Origin of the sequence: Pseudomonas rhizophila, assembly GCF_003033885.1 — a bacterium.
GTDB classification, from domain to species: Bacteria; Pseudomonadota; Gammaproteobacteria; order Pseudomonadales; family Pseudomonadaceae; genus Aquipseudomonas; species Aquipseudomonas rhizophila.
The window spans coordinates 2,221,966-2,245,641 of the sequence record NZ_CP024081.1 but is presented as its reverse complement, the minus strand read 5'-3'; the positions used below and the strand labels follow the sequence as shown (position 1 = coordinate 2,245,641).

Sequence of the window (23,676 nt, the reverse complement as noted above, 5' to 3'; positions counted from 1 at the left end):
ACAACACCGCTCCCCACTGTGGGAGCGAGCTTGCTCGCGATAGCGGACTGCCAGTCACCTTATTGTCGACTGATCAGCAGTCATCGCGAGCAAGCTCGCTCCCACAAGGGAGCAGTGTTGGTTTGTCGATTTGTGTTGTGGTTGACCCAAGGCTTCTGTGATGAAATGCGACCCCACTCTCTATCGCGCCGCGCCGCCATCACTCGCCGTGAAGCCTCGTCTGATTCGCCATCTGTTCCTGCCGCCGCTGATCATTGCCCTGATGATCGGCCTGGGTTACCTCGGCTTCTGGATCAGTGAGCACTACGGCATTCGCAGCCTGGGCGAGAACGGCGAGCGCCAGTTGGAGCTGCACGCCCGTGCGGTCGAGAGCGAGATCAGCAAATACACCTACCTGCCCAGCCTGCTGGAGCTTGAATCCAGCGTATCGCAACTGCTCGACGACCCCACGCCCGAGCATCGCAAGACCGTCAACGAATACCTCGAAGGCCTGAACCGGCGCAGCCGCAGTCGGGCCATTTATGTGATGGACACCACAGGCCGGGTCATGGCGACCAGCAACTGGCGCGACGTCGACAGTTACCTGGGTGAAGACCTGTCCTTTCGCGCCTATTTCCAGAACGCCGTACGCGGTCAGCCCGGGCGCTTCTATGGCATCGGTAGCACCAGCGGCGAGCCTGGTTATTACCTGGCCCATGGTCTGGAACAGCAGGGCAAGATCATCGGCGTGGCGGTGGTCAAAGTGCGCCTGGAAGCCATGGAAGAGCGCTGGCAGCGCGCGCGCCTGGAAGCCTTCGTCAGCGACGAGAATGGCATCATCATTTTGTCCAGCGATCCGGCGCGGCGGCTCAAGTCCGTGCGACCGCTGAGCGACGAAACCAAAGAGCGCCTGGCCCGCAGCCTGCAGTATTACTGGTTCCCACTGAACGAGCTGGTTCCCCTGGCTCGGGAACGCCTGGCCGAAGGCATGGAAAAACTGACCTTCCCGGCCAACGCCGAACTGGTGTCCGACGAGCGGCCCATCAGCTATCTGTCACAGACCCGTCCCCTGAGCGACACACCCTGGAATTTCACCCTGCTGACGCCACTTGAAGACCTGCGTCGCCAGGCAATCAACCAGGGCATCCTGGTGGCCGTGGCCTTCGCCCTGGTGGCTTTCCTGCTGATCGCCTGGAACGAGCGGCGCAAGGTCATCGCCACTCGCCTCGCTGCCCGGGAGGCCTTGCAGGAAGCCAACAACCAGCTCGAACGTCGGATTACCGAACGCACCACCGACCTGCGGGCCAGCAATGAACGGCTCAAGGGCCAGATCCGCGAACGGCGGCAGGCCGAAGAGACGTTGCGCCGGGCCCAGGACGAACTGGTGCAGGCTGGCAAACTCGCCGCCATTGGCCAGATGTCCACCAGCATCGCCCATGAACTCAACCAGCCGCTGGCCGCGCTGCGTACCCTGTCCGGCAACACCGTACGCTTTCTTGAGCGGGGCCAGTTGGATATCGCCAGCGCCAACCTCAAGACCATCAACGACCTGATCGACCGCATGGGCCGGATCACCGCCAGCCTGCGCTCCTTCGCCCGGCGCGGGGACGATCAGGGCCGGGCCAGCCTCGGCAAGGCGGTCGAAGCCGCGCTGCAACTGCTGGGCGGCCGCCTCGAAAGCCTGAAGATCCAGGTGCATGCCGGTTACGATGACGTGCAGGTACAGATCGACCAGACGCGTCTTGAACAAATCCTGGTGAACCTGATCGGCAACGCCCTGGACGCCATGCAGAGCCAACCCGAGCCGCGGCTGTGGCTTGAAGGCACTGCCTCGGATGGCAAATATCGCCTGCGGGTGCGGGACAACGGCCATGGCATCGATCCCGAGGCGCGCAAGCATTTGTTCGAACCCTTCTTCACCACCAAACCCGGCGAACAGGGCCTGGGCCTGGGCCTGACTCTTTCGGCGAGCCTGGCCGCCGCCGCGGGCGGGCATCTGGAGGTCGAACACCCGGCCGAAGGTGGAACCACGTTTGCCCTCAGTTTACCGTTGGTAAGCCCTTTACCTGCCGAGCAGCCATGAATAACGACCTGAGCGTACTGATCGTCGAAGACGACCCCCATGTCCTGCTGGGTTGCCAGCAGGCCCTGTCCCTGGAAGACATTCCCTGCATCGGCGTGGGCAGCGCCGAAGAGGCCCTGGAGCGGGTCGGCGATGACTTTGCCGGCATCGTCATCAGCGACATTCGCCTGCCGGGCATCGATGGCCTGGAGCTGCTGACCCGCCTCAAGGCCCGGGACCGCAGCCTGCCGGTGGTGCTGATCACCGGCCACGGCGACATCTCCATGGCCGTCGGCGCCATGCAAAAAGGCGCCTATGACTTCATGGAGAAACCCTTCTCCCCCGAACGCCTGGTGGACGTCGCCCGCCGCGCCCTGGAGCAACGCAGCCTGGCCCGGGAGGTTTCATCGCTGCGCCGGCAACTGGCCGAACGCGACTCCCTGGAAGGCCGGATCATCGGCCGTTCACCGGCCATGCAGCACCTGCGAGAACTGATCGCCAACGTAGCCGACACCTCGGCCAACGTGCTGATCGAGGGTGAAACCGGCACCGGCAAGGAACTGGTCGCGCGCTGCCTGCACGATTTCAGCCGACGTCACAGCAAACAATTCGTCGCGCTCAACTGCGGCGGCCTGCCGGAGAACCTGTTCGAAAGCGAGATTTTCGGCCACGAAGCCAACGCCTTTACCGGCGCCGGTAAACGACGGATCGGCAAGATCGAGCACGCCGACGGCGGCACGCTGTTTCTCGATGAAGTGGAAAGCATGCCCCTGCCCTTGCAGATCAAGTTGCTGCGGGTGTTGCAGGAACGCACCCTCGAGCGGCTGGGTTCGAACCAGAGTGTGGCCGTGGATTGCCGGGTCATCGCCGCCACCAAGTCCGACCTGGACGAACTGGGCCGGGCCGGGCAGTTTCGCAGCGACTTGTATTACCGCCTCAACGTGGTGACCCTGGAACTGCCGCCCCTGCGCGAGCGCCGCGAAGACATTCTGCAACTGTTCGAGCATTTTCTGCAGCAGTCGTCCCTGCGCTTCGACCGCACGGTGCCGGAGCTGGACAACCAGACGCTTTCCAACCTGATGAGCCACGACTGGCCGGGCAACGTGCGGGAACTGCGCAACGTCGCCGAGCGCTATGCACTCGGCCTGCCGGCCTTCAAGAAGTCGGGGGCCAGCGGCGCCAGCCAGGGCCTGGCCTTCGCCGAAGCGGTGGAAGCCTTCGAACGCAACCTGCTGGTGGACGCTCTGCAACGCAGCGGTGGCAATCTGACCCAGGCCAGTCTCGAACTGGGCATGGCCAAGACCACGCTGTTCGACAAAGTCAAAAAATATGGCCTGAGCCATTAACCTGGGGCAGTAAACCTGTGGACCTGATTTTCAAAGCAGCGCTCGGTGCCGCCGTGGTGGTCATCCTGGCGATGCTCGCCAAGACCAAGAACTATTACATCGCCGGGCTGGTGCCACTGTTTCCCACCTTCGCCCTGATCGCCCACTACATTGTTGGCAAGGGCCGCTCGGTGGACGATCTGAAAACCACCATCGTGTTTGGCATGTGGTCGATCATCCCCTACTTCGTCTACCTGGCGACGCTGTATGTGATGGTCGACCGGATGCGTCTGGAGGCTTCTCTGGCCGTGGCGGCGGTGGCTTGGCTGATGGCGGCGACGGTGCTGGTCAGCGTGTGGATGAGACTCCACAGCTGACCCCGCAGGAGCGCCTGTCCAAACCAGTGGTTCAATAACCGACGGTAAAGCGCTGCCGCGAAAACTGCGGCGTCTCCACTTCATCGATCATTGCAATGGCGTAATCGGCAAAGCTGATCCAACTGCGCCCGGCGGCGTCGAACAGCAGGTGATCCTTGCCGATACGGAACTGACCGGTGCGCTCGGTCTCGACGAACTCCGCCGAGGGCGAGAGGAAGGTCCAGTCCAGGTCCTGTTCCTTGAGCAGCACGTCCAGGAATAATGCTCCGGCGCTGGCTTCGGCGAGGTATTCCTCAGGGAAGCCTTCGCTGTCGATCACACGGCTATTGTCCGGCAGCAGCAACGAACCGGCCCCGCCCACCACCAGCAAGCGCTTGACCCCGGCAGCCTTGATTGGGGCGATGACCTTGTCGGCCGGCACGGTGGCGAAATGGGCGGCGCAGATCACCACATCATGACCGGCTACCGCTGCGATTAAGGCCTCGCTGTCCAATACATCCAACTGCTGGCTGACCACACCGGCCCTCTTACCGATCTTGGCCGTGTTACGGGCAATGGCCGTCACGCTGTGGCCACGACGCAGGGCTTCTTCCAACAACTGGCTGCCGGCCCGACCGGTGGCGCCGATGATTGCGATTTTGCTCATGATGTTCTCCATTGGTTAGCGATGTTGAAATACAGGCTCTTGTGGCGAGGGGATTTATCCCCGCTGGGCTGCGTAGCAGCCCTATAGCTGACATTGAGGTTTATCAGACGGAGCGCTTCGCCTGTTTTGGGGTTGCTGCGCAACCCAGCGGGGATAAATCCCCTCGCCACAACGGTGCTCTGATCAAAGATCGGTATTCACCACTTCATCTCACCCTTGGCCACCTTGGCACTGAGCTCCAGGGAGCTGTCTTCCCCCAGATCGGGGTAGCGCTGCTTCATGGCGGCGATCAGGGCGGCGGAGTCCTTGGCTTTGGCGGTTTCTTCGTCGAAGGCCTTGATGTACTCGGCGGTAAATTTCACCGGAGCCAGGGACCGGGCACTATCACCCAGGTAATGGCCGGGAATCACAGTGTTCGGTTGCAGTTTTTCAATGCCCTCCAGCGTCGCCAGCCAATCCTTGTGGGACTGCGGCGTCTGCGTGTCGGCCATCCAGACGTGAATGTTCTCGGCCACCACGACGCCGCCGACCACCGCCTTGATCGACGGGATCCACACGAAGCTGCGGTCCGGTTGCGGGCCATCAAGACCGATGATCTGCAAGCGCTTGCCCTCCAGGGTCAGGCTGTCTCCCTTGAGTACCTGGGGTACGATCGCTTTGCTCGGCGCATCGCCCTTGAGGATCGGCCCCCAATATTTCAACTTGCCGTCCATGGTGTGCTTGATGTGTTCGACGGTCGGCGCAGAGGCCAGCACCTTGGCATCCGGGAACGCGGCGGTCAGGGTCTCCAGACCAAAATAGTAGTCGGGATCGCCGTGGCTGATGTAGATCGTGGTCAATTGCTTGCCGCTGGCGCGGATTTTCTGCACCACCTGTTCGGCCTGGGACTTGCCGAACTGGGCGTCCACCAACACCACTTCTTTTTCCCCACTGACCAATACCGAGGTCACCGGGAAAACGGCCGTCGCGCCAGGGTTGTAGACCTCCAGGGCAAGGTCGGCTGCCCAGGTGTTGGCCGCAAAAATCATCGAAGCGCTGGTCAGCAGCAGACGCTTGAATAAGGTGGATCCGGTCATGTTGTGCTCCGTTGTGCATAAGCCCGATTGGGAATGAGCGCAGCTTAGGGACCTGACTCGTTTCAAAAAATGCGATGCTTGGACATAGTTTGTTTCTGAAATCGGGCAAATCATGGATCGTCTACAAGCAATGCAAGTGTTCGTCGCCGTGGTGGAACTGGGCAGTCAGTCGGCAGCAGCCGAACATCTGGACCTGTCACGACCGGTGGTGTCACGGTATCTGGCGGAACTGGAAGACTGGGTTGGTGCCCGACTGATGCACCGCACCACTCGCAAATTGAGCCTGACGGCCGCGGGTTTGGAGATCCTGCCGCGCTGTCGGCAGATGCTGGATCTGTCCGGCGACATGCAGGCCGCCGTCAGTACGTCGGACGATGCGCCACGGGGTATGCTGCGCATCAGCGCCAGCACCTCGTTCGGCCAAGCCCAATTGGCGGCAGCCATGACCGAGTTCGTCGTGCGCTACCCAGGGGTCAGCGTCGACCTGCAAATGCTCGACCGCACCGTGAACCTGGTGGACGAGCGCATCGACCTGGCGATCCGCATGAGCAACGACCTGGACCCGAACCTGATCGCCCGGCGCCTCACAGTCTGTCGCTCGGTGATCTGCGCCTCGCCCGGCTACCTGCGTGAACACCCAACGCCCCAACGGGTCGAGGATTTGAGCCGGCACAACTGCCTGACCCACTCCTACGTCGGCAAGAGCCTGTGGCATTTCGAGCAGGACGGCGAGCAGGTCTCGGTGCCGGTGCAGGGCAACATCAGCGCCAACGAGGCCAGCACATTGCTGCAGGCCACGATAGCCGGTGCGGGCGTGGCGATGCTGCCCAGCTACCAGGCCGGCACGCACATCAAGAACGGCGAACTGATCCGCCTGTTGCCCCACGCCGAACCCCGCCGGATGAACATGTACGCGGTGTATGCCTCACGCAAACACATGCCGTCGGCGCTGCGCAGCCTGCTGGATTTTTTGGTGCTCAAGTTTCCCGAGAGGCCGGAGTGGGATATTGGGTTGTAAACGATAGCCGCCCCACCGCCAACCTCCTGTGGGAGCGAGCCTGCTCGCGATAGCGGTGCAACAGCCAATGGAGATGTGGACTGACCCTGCGCTATCGCGAGCAGGCTCGCTCCCACAATAGAGATCGGTGTATATCCTTGACCCTGCACCAGGATTTCACCAATAGCCCGCCCCAAGGCATACTTGCCACCCTCCGTATTCCAGAACCCAGAACCGCCCCATGCGTATCCACGTCAGTTTCATCGACCGCGTCGGCATTACCCAGGAAGTCCTGGCGCTGCTCGGTGGGCGCAATCTCAATCTGGATGCGGTGGAGATGGTGCCGCCCAACGTCTACATCGATGCCCCGACCCTCAGCCCGCAGGTGCTGGACGAATTACGCGAGGCGCTGTTCAGCGTGCGGGGCGTGCAGGCGGTCACCGTGGTGGACATCCTGCCCGGCCAGCGTCGGCATTTGCAGCTCGACGCCCTGCTCGCGGCCATGACCGACCCGGTACTGGCCCTCGACAGCGCCGGCCACGTATTGCTGGCCAACCCGGCGTTGATCGCCCTGTACGGGCGTGAACCGGCCGGGGAAAGCGTTGCCGAGCTGTTCGGTGACGAAGCCCTGTTGGTCGCTCTGCTGGAGAATGGTTTCCGCCTGCCGCTTCGGGAAATCACCCTCAACGGCCAGACCTTACTGCTGGACGCCACGCCCATTACAAACGCCGGTGCGTTGCTGACCCTCTATCAGCCAAACCGCATCGGCGAACGCCTATCGGCGCTGCACCACGACCACGCCGAAGGGTTTGACGCGTTGCTGGGCGAATCCCCGGCGATCCGCACCCTCAAGGCCCGGGCCCAGCGGGTAGCGGCGTTGGATGCACCGTTGCTGATCCAGGGCGAAACCGGCACGGGCAAAGAGCTGGTGGCCCGGGCCTGCCATGCCATCAGTGCCCGCCACGGCGCGCCGTTCCTGGCCCTGAACTGTGCGGCGCTGCCGGAGAATCTGGCCGAAAGTGAACTGTTCGGCTACGCCCCCGGCGCCTTCACCGGCGCGCAACGGGGTGGCAAGCCGGGGCTGATGGAACTGGCGAACCAGGGCACGGTATTTCTCGATGAAATCGGCGAGATGTCGCCCTACCTGCAAGCCAAGCTGCTGCGGTTCTTGAACGATGGCAGCTTCCGTCGGGTCGGCGGCGACCGGGAAATCAAGGTCAACGTGCGAATCCTCAGCGCGACCCACCGCAACCTGGAAAAAATGGTCAGCGAAGGTTCGTTCCGCGAAGACCTGTTCTATCGCCTGAACGTGCTCAACGTCGAAGTGCCGCCGCTACGTGAACGCGGCCAGGACATCTTGCTGCTGGCGCGCTACTTCATGCAGCAGGCCTGTGCGCAAATCCAGCGCCCGGTCTGCCGCTTGGCCCCCGGCACCTACCCGGCGCTGCTGGGCAACCGCTGGCCGGGCAATGTGCGGCAATTGCAGAACGTGATCTTCCGCGCCGCGGCCATCTGTGAAAGCAGCCTGGTGGACATTGGCGACCTGGACATTGCCGGCACGTCTGTGGCGCGCCAGGGTGACGTGGAAGTCGAAAGCCTTGAGCAAGCGGTGGAAGCCTTCGAAAAACATCTGCTCGAAAGCCTCTACGTCAACTACCCCTCGACCCGCCAGCTCGCCAGCCGCCTGCAAACCTCCCATACAGCGATTGCCCATCGGTTGCGTAAATACGGGATTTCCGGCAAGCCGTAAGCACGCTGCTGCCCTCTGTGGGAGCGAGCCTGCTCGCGATAGCGATGTATCAGTCAATATCCGTGCTGGCTGACCCACCGCTATCGCGAGCAGGCTCGCTCCCACATTGGGACCTGCGGCGTACCTGGAACCTGGCTCAAAAACGACCTCCACCTGTACTGAAAGCGCTACAGCGGAACGATATCGATACACCTGGCGCTAAGCTGCGCCGCGCAAGGCTTTGATCCCACAACGATTTTTTCCAGGCGTATAGCTGTAGCGATTTCGCTACAGCTCAATACAACCTGCGCTCGACAGAACCAAGTAAGCCATTGATATATAAGTATTTATTATCATTGGCCGCATTCTTGCTAAGGATATAACCATTCGGCCGGGCCAAGCCCCGCGCCTTTCTTCGCGTCCACCAGACGAATCTGGCCCCAGGAGTTTCCATGAGCGAGTTGCGTTTCACTGAAGATCACGAATGGCTGCGCACTGAAGCCGACGGCAGCGTTACCGTCGGTATTACCGCGTTTGCCCAGAACGCCTTGGGCGATGTGGTCTATGTTCAGTTACCGGAACTGCAAAGCTACGCCAAGGGTGACGAAGCCTCTACCGTGGAATCGGTGAAAGCCGCCAGCGGTGTGTACATGCCGCTGGACGGAGAAGTGCTGGAAGTGAACCCGGCCCTGGAAAGCAATCCGGAACTGGTCAACGAAGATCCGCTGGGCGAAGGCTGGTTTTTCCGATTCAAGCCCGCCGACGCCACCCAAGTTGACCAACTGCTGAATCAGGACGCCTATGACCGCCTGATCAAAGCCAACGCCGAAGCCTGAGGAGCGCAACATGACCGTTAATCTCGGCACCGCCAACGAATTCATCGCCCGCCACATCGGCCCGCGAGCCAGCGACGAGCAAGCCATGCTCGAGCGCCTGGGCTACGACTCCCTGGAAGCGTTGAGCGCCAGCGTCATTCCGGAAAGCATCAAGGGCACCAGCGTGCTGGACATGGGCGACGGCCAGAGCGAAGCCGATGCACTGGCCTCGATCAAGGCCATCGCTGGCAAGAACCAACTGTTCAAGACCTACATCGGCCAGGGCTACTACAACTGCCACACGCCAGCGCCGATCCTGCGCAACCTGCTGGAAAACCCGGCCTGGTACACCGCCTACACCCCTTACCAGCCGGAAATTTCCCAGGGCCGTCTCGAGGCACTGCTGAACTTCCAGACCTTGATCAGCGACCTGACCGGCCTGCCGATCGCCAACGCATCCTTGCTGGACGAAGCCACCGCCGCCGCGGAGGCCATGACCTTCTGCAAGCGCCTGAGCAAGAACAAGGGCAGCAATGCCTTCTTCGCTTCCCGCCATTGCCACCCGCAAACCCTTGATGTGCTGCGCACCCGTGCCGAGCCCTTGGGCATCGACGTGGTCGTGGGCGACGAACGCGAACTGACCGATGTCGGCAGTTTCTTCGGCGCGCTGTTGCAATACCCAGCCAGCAACGGTGACCTGTTCGATTACCGTGAACTGACCGAACGCTTCCATGCCGCCAACGCCCTGGTCGCTGTCGCCGCAGACCTGCTGGCCCTGACCCTGCTGACGGCACCGGGTGAGTTCGGCGCCGACGTGGCCATCGGCAGCGCCCAGCGCTTCGGCGTGCCGTTGGGCTTTGGCGGCCCACACGCGGCGTATTTCTCTACCAAGGATGCCTTCAAGCGCGATATGCCGGGCCGCCTTGTGGGTGTTTCCGTGGACCGTTTCGGCAAGCCGGCCTTGCGCCTGGCGATGCAGACCCGCGAACAACACATCCGTCGCGAGAAAGCCACGAGCAACATTTGCACCGCCCAGGTCTTGCTGGCCAACATCGCCAGCATGTACGCCGTGTATCACGGCCCTAAAGGCCTGACTCAGATCGCCAACCGCATTCATCACCTCACCGCGATCCTCGCCAAGGGTTTGGGCGCCTTGGGTCTGGCTGTCGAGCAGGACAGCTTTTTCGACACCCTGACCCTGCACACCGGCGCGCAAACCGCTGCCCTGCACGACAAGGCGCGTGCCCAGCGCATCAACTTGCGCGTGGTGGACGCTGAACGCCTGGGCCTGTCCCTGGACGAAACCACCTGCCAGGCGGACGTCGAAACGTTGTGGAGCCTGTTGGCCGACGGCAAGGCCCTGCCGGATTTCGCCGCCCTGGCCGCCACCGTGCACAGCCGTATCCCGGCCGAGCTGGTGCGCCAGTCGGCGGTTCTCAGCCACCCGGTGTTCAACCGCTATCACTCCGAAACCGAGCTGATGCGCTACCTGCGCAAGCTCGCCGACAAGGACCTGGCCCTGGATCGCACCATGATCCCGCTGGGTTCCTGCACCATGAAACTCAACGCCGCCAGCGAAATGATCCCGGTGACCTGGGCCGAGTTCGGCGCCCTGCACCCGTTCGCCCCCGCCGAACAGAGCGCCGGCTACCAGCAACTGACCGACGAACTGGAAGCCATGCTCTGCGCTGCTACCGGTTACGACGCGGTGTCGTTGCAACCAAACGCCGGTTCCCAGGGTGAATACGCCGGTCTGCTGGCGATCCGCGCCTATCACCAGAGCCGTGGCGAAGACCGTCGCGATATCTGCCTGATCCCATCGTCGGCCCACGGCACCAACCCGGCCACCGCCAACATGGCCGGCATGCGTGTGGTCGTGACCGCCTGCGATGCTCGCGGCAACGTCGACATCGAAGACCTGCGGGCCAAGGCCACCGAGCACCGCGAACACCTCGCGGCGCTGATGATCACCTACCCGTCCACCCACGGTGTGTTCGAGGAAGGCATCCGCGAAATCTGCGGGATCATTCATGACAACGGCGGCCAGGTGTACATCGATGGCGCCAACATGAACGCCATGGTCGGCCTCTGCGCCCCAGGCAAGTTCGGTGGCGACGTGTCGCACCTGAACCTGCACAAGACCTTTTGCATTCCTCACGGCGGTGGCGGCCCGGGTGTCGGCCCGATCGGCGTCAAGTCCCACCTGGCACCTTTCCTGCCGGGCCACGCCAACATGGCGCGCAAGGAAGGCGCGGTGTGCGCGGCGCCATTTGGCAGCGCAAGCATCCTGCCGATCACCTGGATGTACATCCGCATGATGGGCGGCGCGGGCCTCAAGCGTGCCTCGCAGTTGGCAATCCTCAACGCCAACTACATTGCCCGCCGTCTGGAAGAACACTACCCGGTGCTCTACTCCGGCAGCAACGGCCTGGTGGCCCACGAATGTATCCTCGACCTGCGCCCGCTCAAGGACAGCAGCGGCATCAGCGTCGATGACGTGGCCAAGCGCCTGATCGACTTCGGCTTCCACGCCCCGACCATGTCGTTCCCAGTGGCCGGTACGCTGATGATCGAGCCGACCGAAAGCGAATCCAAGGAAGAACTGGACCGCTTCTGCGACGCCATGATCTGCATCCGCGAAGAAATCCGTGCGGTGGAAAACGGCAGCCTGGACAAAGACGACAACCCGCTGAAAAACGCCCCACACACCGCCGCGGAAATCGTCGGCGAGTGGACCCACCCCTATAGCCGCGAACAAGCGGTGTACCCGGTGGCGTCGTTGATCGACGGCAAATACTGGCCGCCGGTGGGCCGGGTCGACAACGTGTTCGGCGACCGCAACCTGGTCTGCGCCTGCCCGTCGATCGAAAGCTACGCTTGACCTGAGCGGAGGGCGATCTACCAGCCCTCCGAATCCTCTGTGGGAGCGAGCCTGCTCGCGATAGCGGCGTAACAGCCAATAGAGATGTTGCCTGACACTCCGCTATCGCGAGCAGGCTCGCTCCCACAAGGATCTATGCCAGACCTTAAACCGTCGATCCTCATAAAAAGAAACCGGAGAAACACCATGTCGTTAAGCGTGTTCGACCTGTTCAAAATCGGCATCGGCCCCTCCAGTTCCCACACGGTCGGCCCGATGCGTGCCGCTGCCCGTTTCGTCGAAGGGCTGCGTCGTGATGACCTGCTCAACACCACCGCCAGCGTCAAGGTCGAGCTCTACGGCTCACTCGGCGCCACCGGCAAAGGCCACGGCAGTGACAAGGCCGTGCTGCTGGGTCTGGAAGGCGAACACCCGGATACCGTGGACACTGAAACGGTCGACGCCCGCTTGCGAGAGATTCGCAGCAACGGGCGCCTGAACCTGCTGGGTGAACACTGCATTGAATTCAACGAAAAACTGCACCTGGCGATGATTCGCAAGCCGCTGCCTTTTCATCCCAACGGCATGATCTTCCGCGCTTTTGATGCGGCGGGCCTGCAGGTGCGCAGCCGCGAGTATTACTCGGTAGGCGGTGGTTTTGTCGTCGACGAAAGCGCTGCCGGCGCCGACCGTATCGTCGAAGATGCCACCCCCCTGACCTTCCCGTTCAAAAGCGCCAAGGACTTGTTGAGCCACTGCACCACCTATGGCTTGTCCATCAGCCAGGTGATGCTGACCAACGAAAGTGCCTGGCGCCCCGAAGCCGAAACCCGCGCCGGCCTGCTGAAGATCTGGCAGGTGATGCAGGATTGCGTGGCGGCCGGCTGCCGCAACGAAGGCATCCTGCCGGGCGGGCTGAAGGTCAAGCGCCGGGCGGCGGCGCTGCACCGTCAGTTGTGCAAGAACCCGGAGGCTGCCCTGCGCGACCCGCTGTCGGTGCTGGACTGGGTCAACCTGTATGCCCTGGCCGTCAACGAAGAAAACGCCTACGGTGGCCGCGTCGTCACCGCGCCGACCAACGGTGCGGCGGGAATCATCCCGGCCGTGCTGCATTACTACATGCGCTTCATCCCTGGGGCCAATGAAGACGGCGTCGTGCGGTTCCTGCTGACCGCCGCCGCCATCGGCATCCTGTACAAGGAAAACGCCTCCATCTCCGGCGCCGAAGTCGGTTGCCAGGGTGAAGTCGGCGTGGCCTGTTCCATGGCCGCCGGCGCCCTGTGCGAAGTGCTCGGCGGCACCGTGCAGCAAGTGGAAAACGCCGCCGAGATCGGCATGGAACACAACCTCGGCCTGACCTGCGACCCCATCGGCGGCCTGGTGCAAGTGCCGTGCATCGAGCGCAACGCCATGGGCTCCGTGAAAGCCATCAATGCGGTGCGCATGGCCATGCGCGGCGACGGGCATCACTTCGTTTCCCTCGACAAAGTCATCCGCACCATGCGCCAGACCGGCGCCGACATGAAAAGCAAATACAAGGAGACCGCCCGCGGCGGTCTGGCGGTCAACATCATCGAATGCTGATGCGCTTGCCTCACTTCTACATTTTTCCAGGAGCTGATATGTCCACCGAACCATTGCTGAAGACCCCGTTGCACGCCCTGCACCTCGAACTCGGCGCCCGCATGGTGCCGTTCGCCGGCTATGACATGCCGGTGCAATACCCATTGGGCGTGATGAAAGAACATCAGCACACCCGCGATCAGGCCGGGCTGTTCGACGTGTCCCACATGGGCCAGATCCGCCTGAGCGGCGCAAACGCCGCCAAAGCCTTGGAAACCCTGGTGCCGGTGGACATCATCGACCTGCCGGTGGGCATGCAGCGCTATGCCATGTTCACCAACGAAAACGGCGGCATCCTCGACGATCTGATGGTCGCCAACCTGGGCAACGACGAGCTGTTCCTGGTGGTCAACGCGGCCTGCAAGGAGCAGGACCTGGCCCACCTGCGCGCCCATATCGGCGACCAGTGCAGCATCGAGCCACTGTTCGAAGCCCGCGCCCTGCTCGCCCTGCAAGGCCCGGCCGCCGTCACCGTGCTTGCACGACTGGCGCCAGACGTGGCAAAGATGACCTTCATGCAGTTCCAGCGCGTCACGCTGCTGGGCATGGACTGCTTTATCAGCCGTTCGGGCTACACCGGTGAAGACGGTTTCGAGATCTCGGTGCCCGCCGCCGAGGCCGAAAAACTGGCCCGCGCCCTACTGGCAGAGCCGGAAGTGGCCGCCATCGGTCTGGGCGCTCGCGACTCCCTGCGCCTGGAAGCCGGCCTGTGCCTTTATGGCCACGACATGAACACCGAAACGACCCCGATCGAAGCCAGCCTGCTGTGGGCGATCTCTAAAGCCCGCCGCGCCGATGGCGTCAGGGCCGGTGGTTTCCCGGGCGCTGAAACCGTGTTCGCCCAGCAACAGGGCGGCGTGAAGCGCAAACGCGTCGGCCTGCTGCCCCAGGAACGCACACCCGTGCGCGAAGGTGCAGAGATCGTCGACGAAGCGGGCGAGATTATCGGTACGGTGTGCAGCGGCGGTTTCGGCCCGACCCTGGGCGCTCCGTTGGCGATGGGTTACCTGGACAGCGCCTATGTCGCACTGGATACGCCAGTCTGGGCCATCGTGCGTGGGAAAAAAGTGCCTTTGCTTGTAAGCAAAATGCCATTTGTTCCACAACGCTACTACCGCGGTTGATTGACTGTTTCTATACGTAACGCGGTTGCGTTATACGTGCACTAATGTGTAACGCAACCGCCATAAAAAGGTGCATCTACTCGATATTGAAATTGCACCTATAACGTTGAAAACAATTGAACTAGCCTATCGAATAAGCCCCAGCCCGCAGCCCCTGTAAATACGAGAATGCTGAGCAAATACGGGGCCTTCAGAGGGGGTTGTTTTTTTGTTCATAGTTGGCGTAGAGTTTGATCACTGTGTTTGCATGGGTCGCTTGGAACCGTGACCTGGGCAGTAGCTTATGAAGTTCGCTACATCCCGCTCGACGTCTCTTACTTTCCTGCAACCCAGCCCCAGTACTCTTTCATGTGGAAGAGGCTGTCATTAATTTAGCATCAAAGGAAATAAGAAAATGGCTGAGCGTCAGAACGGTATCGTCAAGTGGTTCAACGACGAGAAAGGTTTTGGTTTTATCACTCCTGACAGCGGTCCGGATCTGTTCGTGCATTTCCGCGCCATTCAGGGCAGCGGCTTCAAGAGCCTGAAAGAAGGCCAGAAAGTCACTTTCGTTGCTGTGCAAGGCCAGAAAGGCATGCAGGCTGACGAGGTTCAAGCCGAAGGCTAAGCTTTCGAGAAACAAAAAAGCCTCTGATTGATATCAGGGGCTTTTTTATGGGCGTAAATCCGTAAAATGGCCTCTTTTTCGACCGAGGCCGTCATGCCCAAACACCTGCTCATCCCCCAAGGCGAGTTCCCTCCCGCCACCCTGGGCCGTCGCCTGGCCGCGATGTTCTATGACTTTTTGCTGTGCACGGCCCTGCTGATCGTCACTGGCGGCGTCTACAAGATGATTCAGATGGCGATCATCGGCGAAGAAAAAATGCGTGCACTCACCGACGCCGGCGCACTGGACGGCGACCCGCTACTGTCCACCGTGCTGCTTTTCGTGCTGTTCGGCTTCTTCGCCAAGTTCTGGACCCACAACGGCCAGACCCTGGGCATGCAGGTGTGGTGCATTCGGGTACAGAACGCCGATGGCACGGCGATCAGCCTGTGGCAGGCCCTGCTGCGATTTGTCGTGTCGATCGCCTCATTGCTGCTGGCGGGACTGGGCTTCATCTGGTCGCTGTTCGACAAGCGCAAGCGCACCTGGCATGACATCTACTCGGATACGCAGCTGGTGCGAATTCCCAAGAAAAAGAAATAGGTCGCAAGCTGCAAGCTTTGGACTTGCAGCTGCAACTTGGAGCCACCTTCAGGCATTGCCCGCCAGCTTCATCCGCGCCGCCTGGGTGAAGTCCAGCATGCGCTTGAGCGGGCGAATGGCCTGGGGGATCAGCGCCGGGTCGACGAATATCTCGTTGGTCCCTTCCTGCAGGCTCTTGAGCGTGCGCTCCAGGGTATTCATCGCCATCCACGGGCAGTGCGCGCAACTGCGGCATGCCGCGCCGTTGCCGGCGGTGGGGGCTTCGATGAAGACCTTGTCGGGGCACAACTGCTGCATCTTGTAGAAGATGCCACGGTCAGTGGCGACGATCAGTGTTTTGTTTGGCAGGCTTTGGGCTGCGGCGATCAACTGGCTGGTGGAGCCCACCGCGTCGGCCAGTTCAATCACCGAAGTTGGCGACTCGGGGTGCACCAGGATCGCGGCGTCCGGGTACAGCGCCTTCATGTCCTCCAACTGCTTGGACTTGAACTCTTCGTGGACGATGCAGGCGCCGTCCCAGAGCAGCATGTCGGCGCCGGTCTTGCGCTGGATATAAGTGCCCAGGTGCTTGTCGGGGCCCCAGATGATCGTCTCGCCGTTGTCCATCAGGCTCTCGACGATTTCCAGTGCGCAACTGGACGTCACCACCCAGTCGGCCCGGGCTTTGACCGCTGCCGACGTGTTGGCGTACACCACCACGGTGCGTTCCGGATGCTGGTCGCAGAACGCCGAGAACTCCTCCACCGGGCAACCCAGGTCCAGGGAGCACGTGGCTTCCAGGGTCGGCATCAATACGCGTTTTTCGGGGTTGAGGATCTTGGCGGTCTCGCCCATGAACTTGACCCCGGCCACCACCACGGTCTTGGCCGGATGGGCGTTGCCGAAGCGGGCCATTTCCAGGGAATCGGACACACAGCCCCCGGTCTCTTCGGCCAGGGCCTGGATGATCGGGTCGCAGTAGAAGTGCGCGACCAGCACCGCATCCTGAGCCTTGAGCTCGGCGGCGATGGCGGCGCGGTACCAGGCCTCTTGCTCGGCGGTCAGCGGCTTGGGCTGTTTGGCGTCGAGATGGGCCTGAACCAGAAGGCGTTCGGAAATTTGCGTCATGTTCGCAAGACCTGCAGGCGCGTTTTGCGCGAAAGTCGAGTATACACCCGGCTCCGGACCACTCGGGTACCGCCGGGAAAGTGGGTATCAATCAGGCACGGTATAGCGTGAAGCCGGCAAGGCTACAGAATAACCCGCCGTTGCAAAAGATCATTCTGACCTGTGCCCTGTGGCCAGCGCTCTATCTGTGGGAGCAAGGCTTGCCCGCGAAGCTGGCGCCTCGATTTCTGAAAAACCGCATGGCCTTCATCGCGAGCAAGCCTTGCTCTCACAGCCGCGTCAACCTGACTGAAATGTAATCACTTCGCGTTCCCGCCTGTGTCATCTTTCTTTCAACCCTGCACACGGACGCCCCTGTGCTCGCTGCAAATCGACTGACGGACTTCAAACGGCATGCAATCAAATACTTCCCGGCGAACCTTCGTAAAAGGCCTGACTGCCGGCGGCATCCTGGCTGGCCTGGGCTTGTGGCGCGCGCCCGTCTGGGCGGTCACCAGCCCCGGCCAACCCAATGTACTGACGGGCACCGAGTTCGACCTGTTCATCGGCGAAAGCCCGGTCAACTTCACCGGCAATCCGCGCACCGCCCAGACCATCAACGGCGGCATCCCCGGCCCGCTGCTGCGCTGGCGTGAGGGTGACATCGTGACTCTGCGGGTGCGCAACCGTTTGAAAGATCCAACCTCCATCCACTGGCACGGCATTCTGCTGCCGGCCAACATGGACGGCGTGCCGGGGTTGAGCTTCAAGGGCATCGAGCCCGATGGCATGTACGTCTATCAATTCAAGGTCCGGCAAAACGGTACTTACTGGTACCACAGTCATTCCGGCTTCCAGGAACAGTCCGGGGTCTACGGCCCACTGGTGATCGACGCCAAGGAGCCCGAGCCCTTCCAGTACGAGCGCGACTACGTGGTGATGCTCACCGACTGGACCGACGAAGACCCCGCCGATGTCATCCGCAAGCTCAAGAAGCAATCGGACTACTACAACTACAACAAACGCACCGTCGGTGATTTCATTGACGATGTGGGCAAGAACGGCTGGGCCGCCACCGTGGCCGATCGCAAGATGTGGGCCGAAATGAAGATGAACCCCACCGACCTGGCCGACGTCAGTGGCGCCACCTACACCTACCTCATGAACGGCCAGACGCCGGACATGAACTGGACCGGTCTGTTCAAACCCGGCGAACGCCTTCGCCTGCGCTTGATCAATGGCTCCTCCATGACCTATTTCGACGTGCGCATCCCCGGCCTGAAAATGACCGTGGTGGCGTCCGACGGACAGTACGTCAAACCGGTGAGCGTTGATGAGCTGCGCATCGCCGTGGCCGAAACCTATGACGTTATCGTCGAGCCAAGCGAAGAAGCCTATACGCTGTTTGCCCAATCGATGGATCGTACCGGCTACGCCTGCGGCACCCTGGCGACCCGTTCCGGTCTTTCGGCAACGGTGCCGCCGCTGGATCCACGGCCACTGGTCACCATGGACGACATGGGCATGGGTGGTATGGATCACGGATCGATGCAAGGCATGGCGGGCATGGATCACAGCCAGATGGCGGGGATGGACCACGGTTCCATGCAAGGCATGGACGCCGGGCTGTCCCATCCAGACTCCGAAAAAGACAATCCGCTGGTGGACATGCAGGCCATGAGCGTCAGCCCCAAGCTCGACGACCCGGGCATGGGCCTGCGCAACAACGGTCGCAAGGTCCTCACCTACTCGGACCTGCGCAGCACGTTCCCCGACCCCGACGGGCGTGAACCGGGCCGCACCCTCGAACTGCACCTGACCGGCCACATGGAGAAATTCAGCTGGTCGTTCAACGGCGTGAAGTTCTCCGATGCCGCACCGCTGCTGCTCAAGTACGGCGAGCGCCTGCGCATCGTGCTGATCAACGACACCATGATGACTCACCCCATCCACCTGCACGGTATGTGGAGCGATCTGGAGGACGAGAATGGCCAGTTCATGGTGCGTAAACACACCATTGATGTGCCGCCGGGCTCCAAACGCAGTTACCGGGTCACCGCCGACGCCCTCGGACGCTGGGCATATCACTGCCACTTGCTGTTCCACATGGAGATGGGGATGTTCCGTGAAGTTCGGGTGCAGGAATGAGGAGCCGACCATGACCACTATTTTTCACTACCCCCTGGCACTTTTTGCCAGCCTCACCCTGGGCGCCACTGGCTCGGCCTGGGCCGCGAGCGATGCCATGCAAGGCATGGATCACAGTCAGATGGATCACAGCCAGATGCAGGGGATGGACCATAGCCAGATGCAAGGCATGGACTCGATGCAGGGTATGGAACCGATGCAATCGGCCCCCACCAGCAGCCGCACGCCGATTCCCGAGCTGACCGACGCCGACCGCGCCGCCGTCTACGAAGACCATGGCGGCCATGCCGTGCATGACAGCGCCATCCATTCATTCTTGCTCATCGACCAATTGGAATGGCAAGACGCCGATGATGGCAGTGCCCTGAGCTGGGACGCCTCGGGCTGGATCGGCGGCGACATCGATCGCTTGTGGCTGCGCTCCGAAGGCGAACGCACCAACGGCAAGACCGAGGAAGCCGAACTCCAGGCCCTGTGGGGGCATGCCGTCAGCCCCTGGTGGGACGTGGTCGCCGGCGTGCGCCAGGATTTCAAGCCGGGCGACCCGCAAACCTGGGCCGCCTTCGGTGTACAGGGCATGGCGCTGTATAACTTTGAAGCCGAGGCCACCGCGTTCATCGGCGAAGGCGGTCAGAGTGCGGTGCGCCTGGAAGGCGACTACGACATCCTGCTGACCAATCGTCTGATCCTGCAACCCACCGCCGAAGCCAACTTTTACGGCAGGAACGATCCCGATCGCGGTGTCGGCTCCGGGCTGTCGGACACTGAAGTGGGTGTGCGGCTGCGCTACGAAATCCGCCGTGAGTTCGCCCCTTATATCGGCGTCACCTGGAACCGCGTCTACGGCAACACTGCCGACTACGCCCGGGAAGAGAACGAAGACCGCAGCGAGGCACGCCTGGTGCTGGGCGTGCGCATGTGGTTCTGAGGGTGTTTGTAATCGCAGTCAACTAAAAAACTAGAAACCTGAGCTGTAGGAGTCCTTGCATGTCATTTATCAGAACCGCTGTAGTCACCGTCGCGCTGTCCACAGGCCTGTTAATCAGTGGCCTGGCCCAAGCGCACCCAAAGCTGCTTTCCTCCACGCCCGCCGAAGGTGCTGAAGGTGCGGCGCCGGCAAAGATCGAACTGCATTTTTCCGAGAACCTGATGACCAAGTTCTCCGGCGCCAAGCTGGTCATGACCGGGATGCCCGGCATGTCGGCGCACTCGCCCATGCCCATGAAGGCCAAGGTCTCCGGCAGCGATGACCCCAAAACCATGGTCATTACCCCGAACGCTCCGCTCACCACCGGCACCTACCAGGTCCAGTGGCGCGCGGTGTCGTCCGATACTCACCCGATCACCGGCAATGTCACGTTCAAGGTGAAGTGACTTGAGCGCCTCGATCAACATTGACCTGCTCAACATTGTTCTGCGCTTGGCCCTGTACCTGGATCTGATGGTGTTGTTCGGCCTGGCCGCGTTCGGTCTGTATAGCTTGCGCGGTCCAGAGCGGATCTCGGGCGTGGTGGTGCACTTCAAAGCACTTGTGCTGACCACAGCGCTGTTTGGCGTGCTGTTGTCGGTGGCCGCCATGCTGTGCATGGCCTGGGCCATGAGCGGCGTCACCGACTGGAACGAGCTGTTGCCGCACATTGAAATGATGGTGTTCGAGACCGACGTGGGTGTGAGCTGGAGTGTTCGGATCGCGGCGCTGTTGCTGGCGACAATTGCTGTGGCCCTGAACCACCCGGCACCGACCGTCAGCTTGTGGCTGGTCACCCTCAGCGGTGCCGTGGCCCTGGCGACACTGGCCTGGGCCGGGCATGGCGCCATGGACGAAGGCCTGCGCCGTAACTGGCACTTCATCACCGATTTTCTGCACCTGTGGGCGGCGGGCGGCTGGGTGGGCGCCCTGACTGCGTTTGCCCTGCTACTTCGCCGTGCTGAACACCGGCTGCCGGTCCTGGCGCGAACCCTGACCGGGTTTGAAACAGCCGGGGCGGTGATTGTGGTGGTGATCAGTGTGACAGGGGTGGTGAACTATCTGTTCATCGTCGGTCCTCGCGTCGACGGGCTGCTGGATAGCACCTATGGTCAATTGCTGGTGCTTAAAGTCGTGTTGTTCGCGGCGATGCTGGTGTTTGCCGCGCTGAATCGTTTTCATCTGAGCCCGTTGCTGGAACAGGCTCGGCAGACCGGGGAGCACAGCGTGGCGGTCAATGCCCTGCGGCGCAGCATGGCTCTGGAATTGTCCGTGGCGGTGGTAATACTGGCGTTGGTGGCATGGCTCGGGACGTTGAGTCCGGCGATGGAATAGCACGACTGACTCCGCTGAACAGGGGTTTGGAGTGCACCTGATTTTTAAATACCCCCCACCAGATTTCAGTTTGCCCCACCCCTCACATCCCAGCCTAAATGGAGCTTTATCCAGCAAGGCTCTGTTATGGAAAACGTTCGAACTTCAAGCACCCACGCCGTCTGGCTGATGGTCAGCGTGGTGTTGGTGGCACTGAACCTGCGCCCCTCTATGGCGGCTGTCGGGCCATTGTTATCAGCCATTCGCGGCGAGGTGCCGCTGAGTTTCAGCACCGCTTCGTTACTGACCATGTTGCCGGTCATGGCCATGGGTCTGGCGATGTTCTTGGGCATGCGCATTGCCCTGCGCATCGGTGAGCACCGCACCATCGTGCTGTCGCTGCTGATCATCGGCATCGCCACGGCATCGCGCCTGTACCTGGACAGCGCCGTCGAGCTGATTATCAGCGCGGTGCTGGCGGGGATCGGTATCGCCCTGATCCAAGCCGTGATGCCGGCACTGATCAAATCGCGCTTCGCCGACAATGTCTCGTTGTTCATGGGCCTGTACGTCACGTCCATCATGGGCGGCGCGGCGATTGCGGCGTCGTTTTCACCGTTCGTCCTGGCGCAGACCGGCAGCTGGCGTATCGGCCTGGCGATCTGGGCACTGCTGGCGCTGATCGCCCTGGGCTGCTGGTATGCCCAGCGCGCGGCCGTCACGCCTTTGCCCGCTGCCCCGGCGCAGCGCCAGGAATCGTTTTTCAGCAATTCGCGGGCCTGGCTGCTGGCGATCTTCTTCGGCCTCGGTACCGCCTCCTACACCTGCGTGCTGGCGTGGCTGGCGCCGTATTACGTGGAGAAAGGCTGGAGCGAACAGCACGCCGGTCTGCTGCTGGGGTTCCTCACCGCGATGGAAGTATTGTCCGGCCTCGTCACCCCGGCGATTGCCAACCGCAGCCAGGATAAGCGCCTGGTCCTGGCGGTTTTGCTGGCCCTGATCATCGCGGGGTTCTGCGGCCTGATCCTCAGCCCGGACCGCTTCAGCCTGTTGTGGCCTTGCCTGCTGGGGCTGGGCATTGGCGGTCTGTTCCCGATGAGCCTGATCGTATCCCTCGATCACTTGGACAACCCACGTCGGGCCGGTGGTCTGACGGCCTTCGTGCAAGGTATCGGTTACCTGATCGCCGGGCTCTCGCCGTTGATTGCCGGGATGATCCGCGATCAGTTGGGCAGCTTCGAATGGGCCTGGTGGTCGCTCACCGCGGTCATGGCGCTGATGATCGTGATGGTCCTGCGCTTCAATCCCAAACACTACGCGCGACATATCAGCTAGTGGCGTCAAAGGGCTGCAGTTGACTGCGGCCCTGTTTTTCACACTCACCATGACAGCCGGCCGATTTGTCCCTCATGACGTTCCGGTATTTGAAAGCAGGAATAGAACCTTGATGAAAAACGTCGGTTTCGCAGCCGCTCACTGGGGCATGCTCATCTGGGCAATCCTGATCGCAGCGTCGTTCTTTGCCGCGGCGCAGGTCAGTCAGTCAATCGATCCGATCCTGCTCACCGGCTTGCGACTGCTGTTTTCCGCCCTGATGTTCCTGCCGCTCTTACTGCTGAAAAACACCTCGCCGGTCTCCGGCAAAGGCCTGCTGGCCCATGCCGTACTTGGCCTGTTGCTGGCAACGTACTTCGGTTCGTTGTTCGAAGCGTTGCGCTACACCTCGGCGGTCAATACCGCGACGCTGTACACGCTGGTGCCGTTGATGACCTTGTTGTTCGAGGTATTTCTGCTGCCCAACCCAAGCCTCAAGACCCGCCTGCTGCCGATGTCGACCGCAGCGATCGGCGCAGTGTTGCTGACCCTCAAGGGCTCGGCCCCGGGACAATTGCCGGCGCTCTATCCCGTGCTGGTTTTCGGCGCCGGTTGCCTGGCGATGGCGCTGTATTCCCCCCTCAGCCAACGGTTCAAGGTCCGCGCGCTGAAAGGCCGCGACCCGGTGACGATGACGTTCTGGAACATGCTGTTCGGGGCGCTGTTTCTGCTGGTGTTTTGCCTGTTCAGCGGCGGCTGGCGCAGCGCTCTGCAGTTGTCGACGCTGGACATCGGCTGGCTGATGTACCTGGCCGTGTTCGGCACCCTCGCCACTTTCTGGCTGTTGCACCGGGCAATTGGGGTAATCGCGCCGTCCACGGTGGTTTCCTATGTCTACCTCAGCACCCTGTTCGTGACCGTACTGCACTGGTTCTGGCTCAGGCAGCAACCGCTGATGATCGAGATCCTCGGTGCTGCCCTGGTGGGTATCGGCATGCTGGCACTGGTGCTCAGCAGCCGAAACACCAGAACCGTCACGGCTTGA

20 protein-coding genes are annotated in these 23,676 nt (G+C 61.8%); 17 read left to right on the top strand and 3 right to left on the bottom strand.

Annotated features, from left to right (window positions below; translation table 11 throughout):
- Window positions 1-160 precede the first annotated feature (160 nt).
- Genes aauS through CRX69_RS10380 form a run of 3 tightly spaced genes read left to right on the top strand, consistent with a single transcriptional unit; the run spans window position 161 to window position 3,743 of the window.
- Window positions 161-2,062, top strand: coding sequence for a two-component sensor histidine kinase AauS (gene aauS / locus CRX69_RS10390; RefSeq protein WP_047227037.1), 1,902 nt, complete (start codon window positions 161-163; stop codon window positions 2,060-2,062).
- A complete protein-coding gene (gene aauR / locus CRX69_RS10385) occupies window positions 2,059-3,387 on the top strand; it encodes a two-component response regulator AauR (RefSeq protein ID WP_047227038.1) in 1,329 nt (442 codons plus the stop codon). The genes aauS and aauR overlap by 4 nt, the downstream gene beginning before the upstream one ends.
- Before the next feature lie 26 nt (window positions 3,388-3,413).
- Complete coding sequence (locus CRX69_RS10380) at window positions 3,414-3,743, top strand: GlpM family protein (RefSeq protein ID WP_173407518.1); 330 nt, start codon at window positions 3,414-3,416, stop codon at window positions 3,741-3,743.
- Between the two features lie 31 nt (window positions 3,744-3,774).
- Here CRX69_RS10380 and CRX69_RS10375 read toward each other — a convergent pair whose 3' ends face one another.
- Window positions 3,775-4,389 (bottom strand): NAD(P)-dependent oxidoreductase, encoded by a 615-nt coding sequence (locus CRX69_RS10375; protein WP_047227040.1) that lies wholly within the window; start codon window positions 4,387-4,389, stop codon window positions 3,775-3,777.
- A 197-nt stretch (window positions 4,390-4,586) separates the two neighbouring features.
- The gene (locus tag CRX69_RS10370; RefSeq protein WP_107321984.1) at window positions 4,587-5,465 is read right to left on the bottom strand and encodes an MBL fold metallo-hydrolase; all 879 of its coding nucleotides are present in this window, start codon (window positions 5,463-5,465) and stop codon (window positions 4,587-4,589) included.
- Window positions 5,466-5,577: 112 nt separating this feature from the next.
- Between CRX69_RS10370 and CRX69_RS10365 the strand changes: the two genes are divergently transcribed.
- The 8 genes from CRX69_RS10365 (at window position 5,578) to CRX69_RS10320 (ending at window position 15,802) form a co-directional block, all read left to right on the top strand.
- Window positions 5,578-6,483, top strand: coding sequence for a LysR family transcriptional regulator (locus tag CRX69_RS10365; RefSeq protein WP_107321983.1), 906 nt, complete (start codon window positions 5,578-5,580; stop codon window positions 6,481-6,483).
- A gap of 220 nt (window positions 6,484-6,703) precedes the next feature.
- Window positions 6,704-8,212: a sigma-54-dependent transcriptional regulator gene (locus CRX69_RS10360; protein WP_047227043.1), complete on the top strand. Its 1,509-nt coding sequence runs from the start codon at window positions 6,704-6,706 to the stop codon at window positions 8,210-8,212.
- Window positions 8,213-8,643: 431 nt separating this feature from the next.
- Window positions 8,644-9,027 carry a glycine cleavage system protein GcvH gene (gcvH, locus tag CRX69_RS10350; protein WP_047227044.1) on the top strand — a complete coding sequence of 128 codons (384 nt, stop codon included), beginning with the start codon at window positions 8,644-8,646 and terminating at the stop codon, window positions 9,025-9,027.
- Window positions 9,028-9,037: 10 nt separating this feature from the next.
- The gene (gene gcvP, locus CRX69_RS10345; RefSeq protein WP_107321981.1) at window positions 9,038-11,887 is read left to right on the top strand and encodes an aminomethyl-transferring glycine dehydrogenase; all 2,850 of its coding nucleotides are present in this window, start codon (window positions 9,038-9,040) and stop codon (window positions 11,885-11,887) included.
- Window positions 11,888-12,073: 186 nt separating this feature from the next.
- Complete coding sequence (locus tag CRX69_RS10335) at window positions 12,074-13,450, top strand: L-serine ammonia-lyase (protein WP_107321979.1); 1,377 nt, start codon at window positions 12,074-12,076, stop codon at window positions 13,448-13,450.
- A 38-nt stretch (window positions 13,451-13,488) separates the two neighbouring features.
- Window positions 13,489-14,613, top strand: coding sequence for a glycine cleavage system aminomethyltransferase GcvT (gene gcvT, locus CRX69_RS10330; RefSeq protein ID WP_107321978.1), 1,125 nt, complete (start codon window positions 13,489-13,491; stop codon window positions 14,611-14,613).
- A gap of 394 nt (window positions 14,614-15,007) precedes the next feature.
- Window positions 15,008-15,220 (top strand): cold-shock protein, encoded by a 213-nt coding sequence (locus tag CRX69_RS10325; RefSeq protein ID WP_047227048.1) that lies wholly within the window; start codon window positions 15,008-15,010, stop codon window positions 15,218-15,220.
- Between the two features lie 93 nt (window positions 15,221-15,313).
- Window positions 15,314-15,802 (top strand): RDD family protein, encoded by a 489-nt coding sequence (locus CRX69_RS10320; protein ID WP_107323252.1) that lies wholly within the window; start codon window positions 15,314-15,316, stop codon window positions 15,800-15,802.
- Window positions 15,803-15,850: 48 nt separating this feature from the next.
- Here the strand turns inward: CRX69_RS10320 and nadA are convergent, their stop codons facing one another.
- Window positions 15,851-16,909 (bottom strand): quinolinate synthase NadA, encoded by a 1,059-nt coding sequence (gene nadA / locus CRX69_RS10315; protein WP_047227049.1) that lies wholly within the window; start codon window positions 16,907-16,909, stop codon window positions 15,851-15,853.
- Between the two features lie 393 nt (window positions 16,910-17,302).
- Here nadA and CRX69_RS10310 point away from each other — a divergent pair, with 393 nt between their 5' ends.
- The 6 genes from CRX69_RS10310 (at window position 17,303) to CRX69_RS10285 (ending at window position 23,676) form a co-directional block, all read left to right on the top strand.
- Complete coding sequence (locus CRX69_RS10310) at window positions 17,303-19,036, top strand: copper resistance system multicopper oxidase (RefSeq protein ID WP_047227050.1); 1,734 nt, start codon at window positions 17,303-17,305, stop codon at window positions 19,034-19,036.
- Window positions 19,037-19,046: 10 nt separating this feature from the next.
- Window positions 19,047-19,964, top strand: coding sequence for a copper resistance protein B (locus CRX69_RS10305; protein WP_047227051.1), 918 nt, complete (start codon window positions 19,047-19,049; stop codon window positions 19,962-19,964).
- Window positions 19,965-20,023: 59 nt separating this feature from the next.
- A complete protein-coding gene (gene copC, locus CRX69_RS10300; protein WP_047227052.1) occupies window positions 20,024-20,410 on the top strand; it encodes a copper homeostasis periplasmic binding protein CopC in 387 nt (128 codons plus the stop codon).
- Window position 20,411: 1 nt separating this feature from the next.
- The gene (copD, locus tag CRX69_RS10295) at window positions 20,412-21,338 is read left to right on the top strand and encodes a copper homeostasis membrane protein CopD (RefSeq protein ID WP_269458137.1); all 927 of its coding nucleotides are present in this window, start codon (window positions 20,412-20,414) and stop codon (window positions 21,336-21,338) included.
- A 126-nt stretch (window positions 21,339-21,464) separates the two neighbouring features.
- Window positions 21,465-22,652 carry a cyanate transporter gene (locus CRX69_RS10290; protein WP_047227053.1) on the top strand — a complete coding sequence of 396 codons (1,188 nt, stop codon included), beginning with the start codon at window positions 21,465-21,467 and terminating at the stop codon, window positions 22,650-22,652.
- Between the two features lie 112 nt (window positions 22,653-22,764).
- On the top strand, window positions 22,765-23,676 hold the full coding sequence (locus tag CRX69_RS10285) for a DMT family transporter (protein ID WP_047227054.1): 912 nt from the start codon (window positions 22,765-22,767) through the stop codon (window positions 23,674-23,676).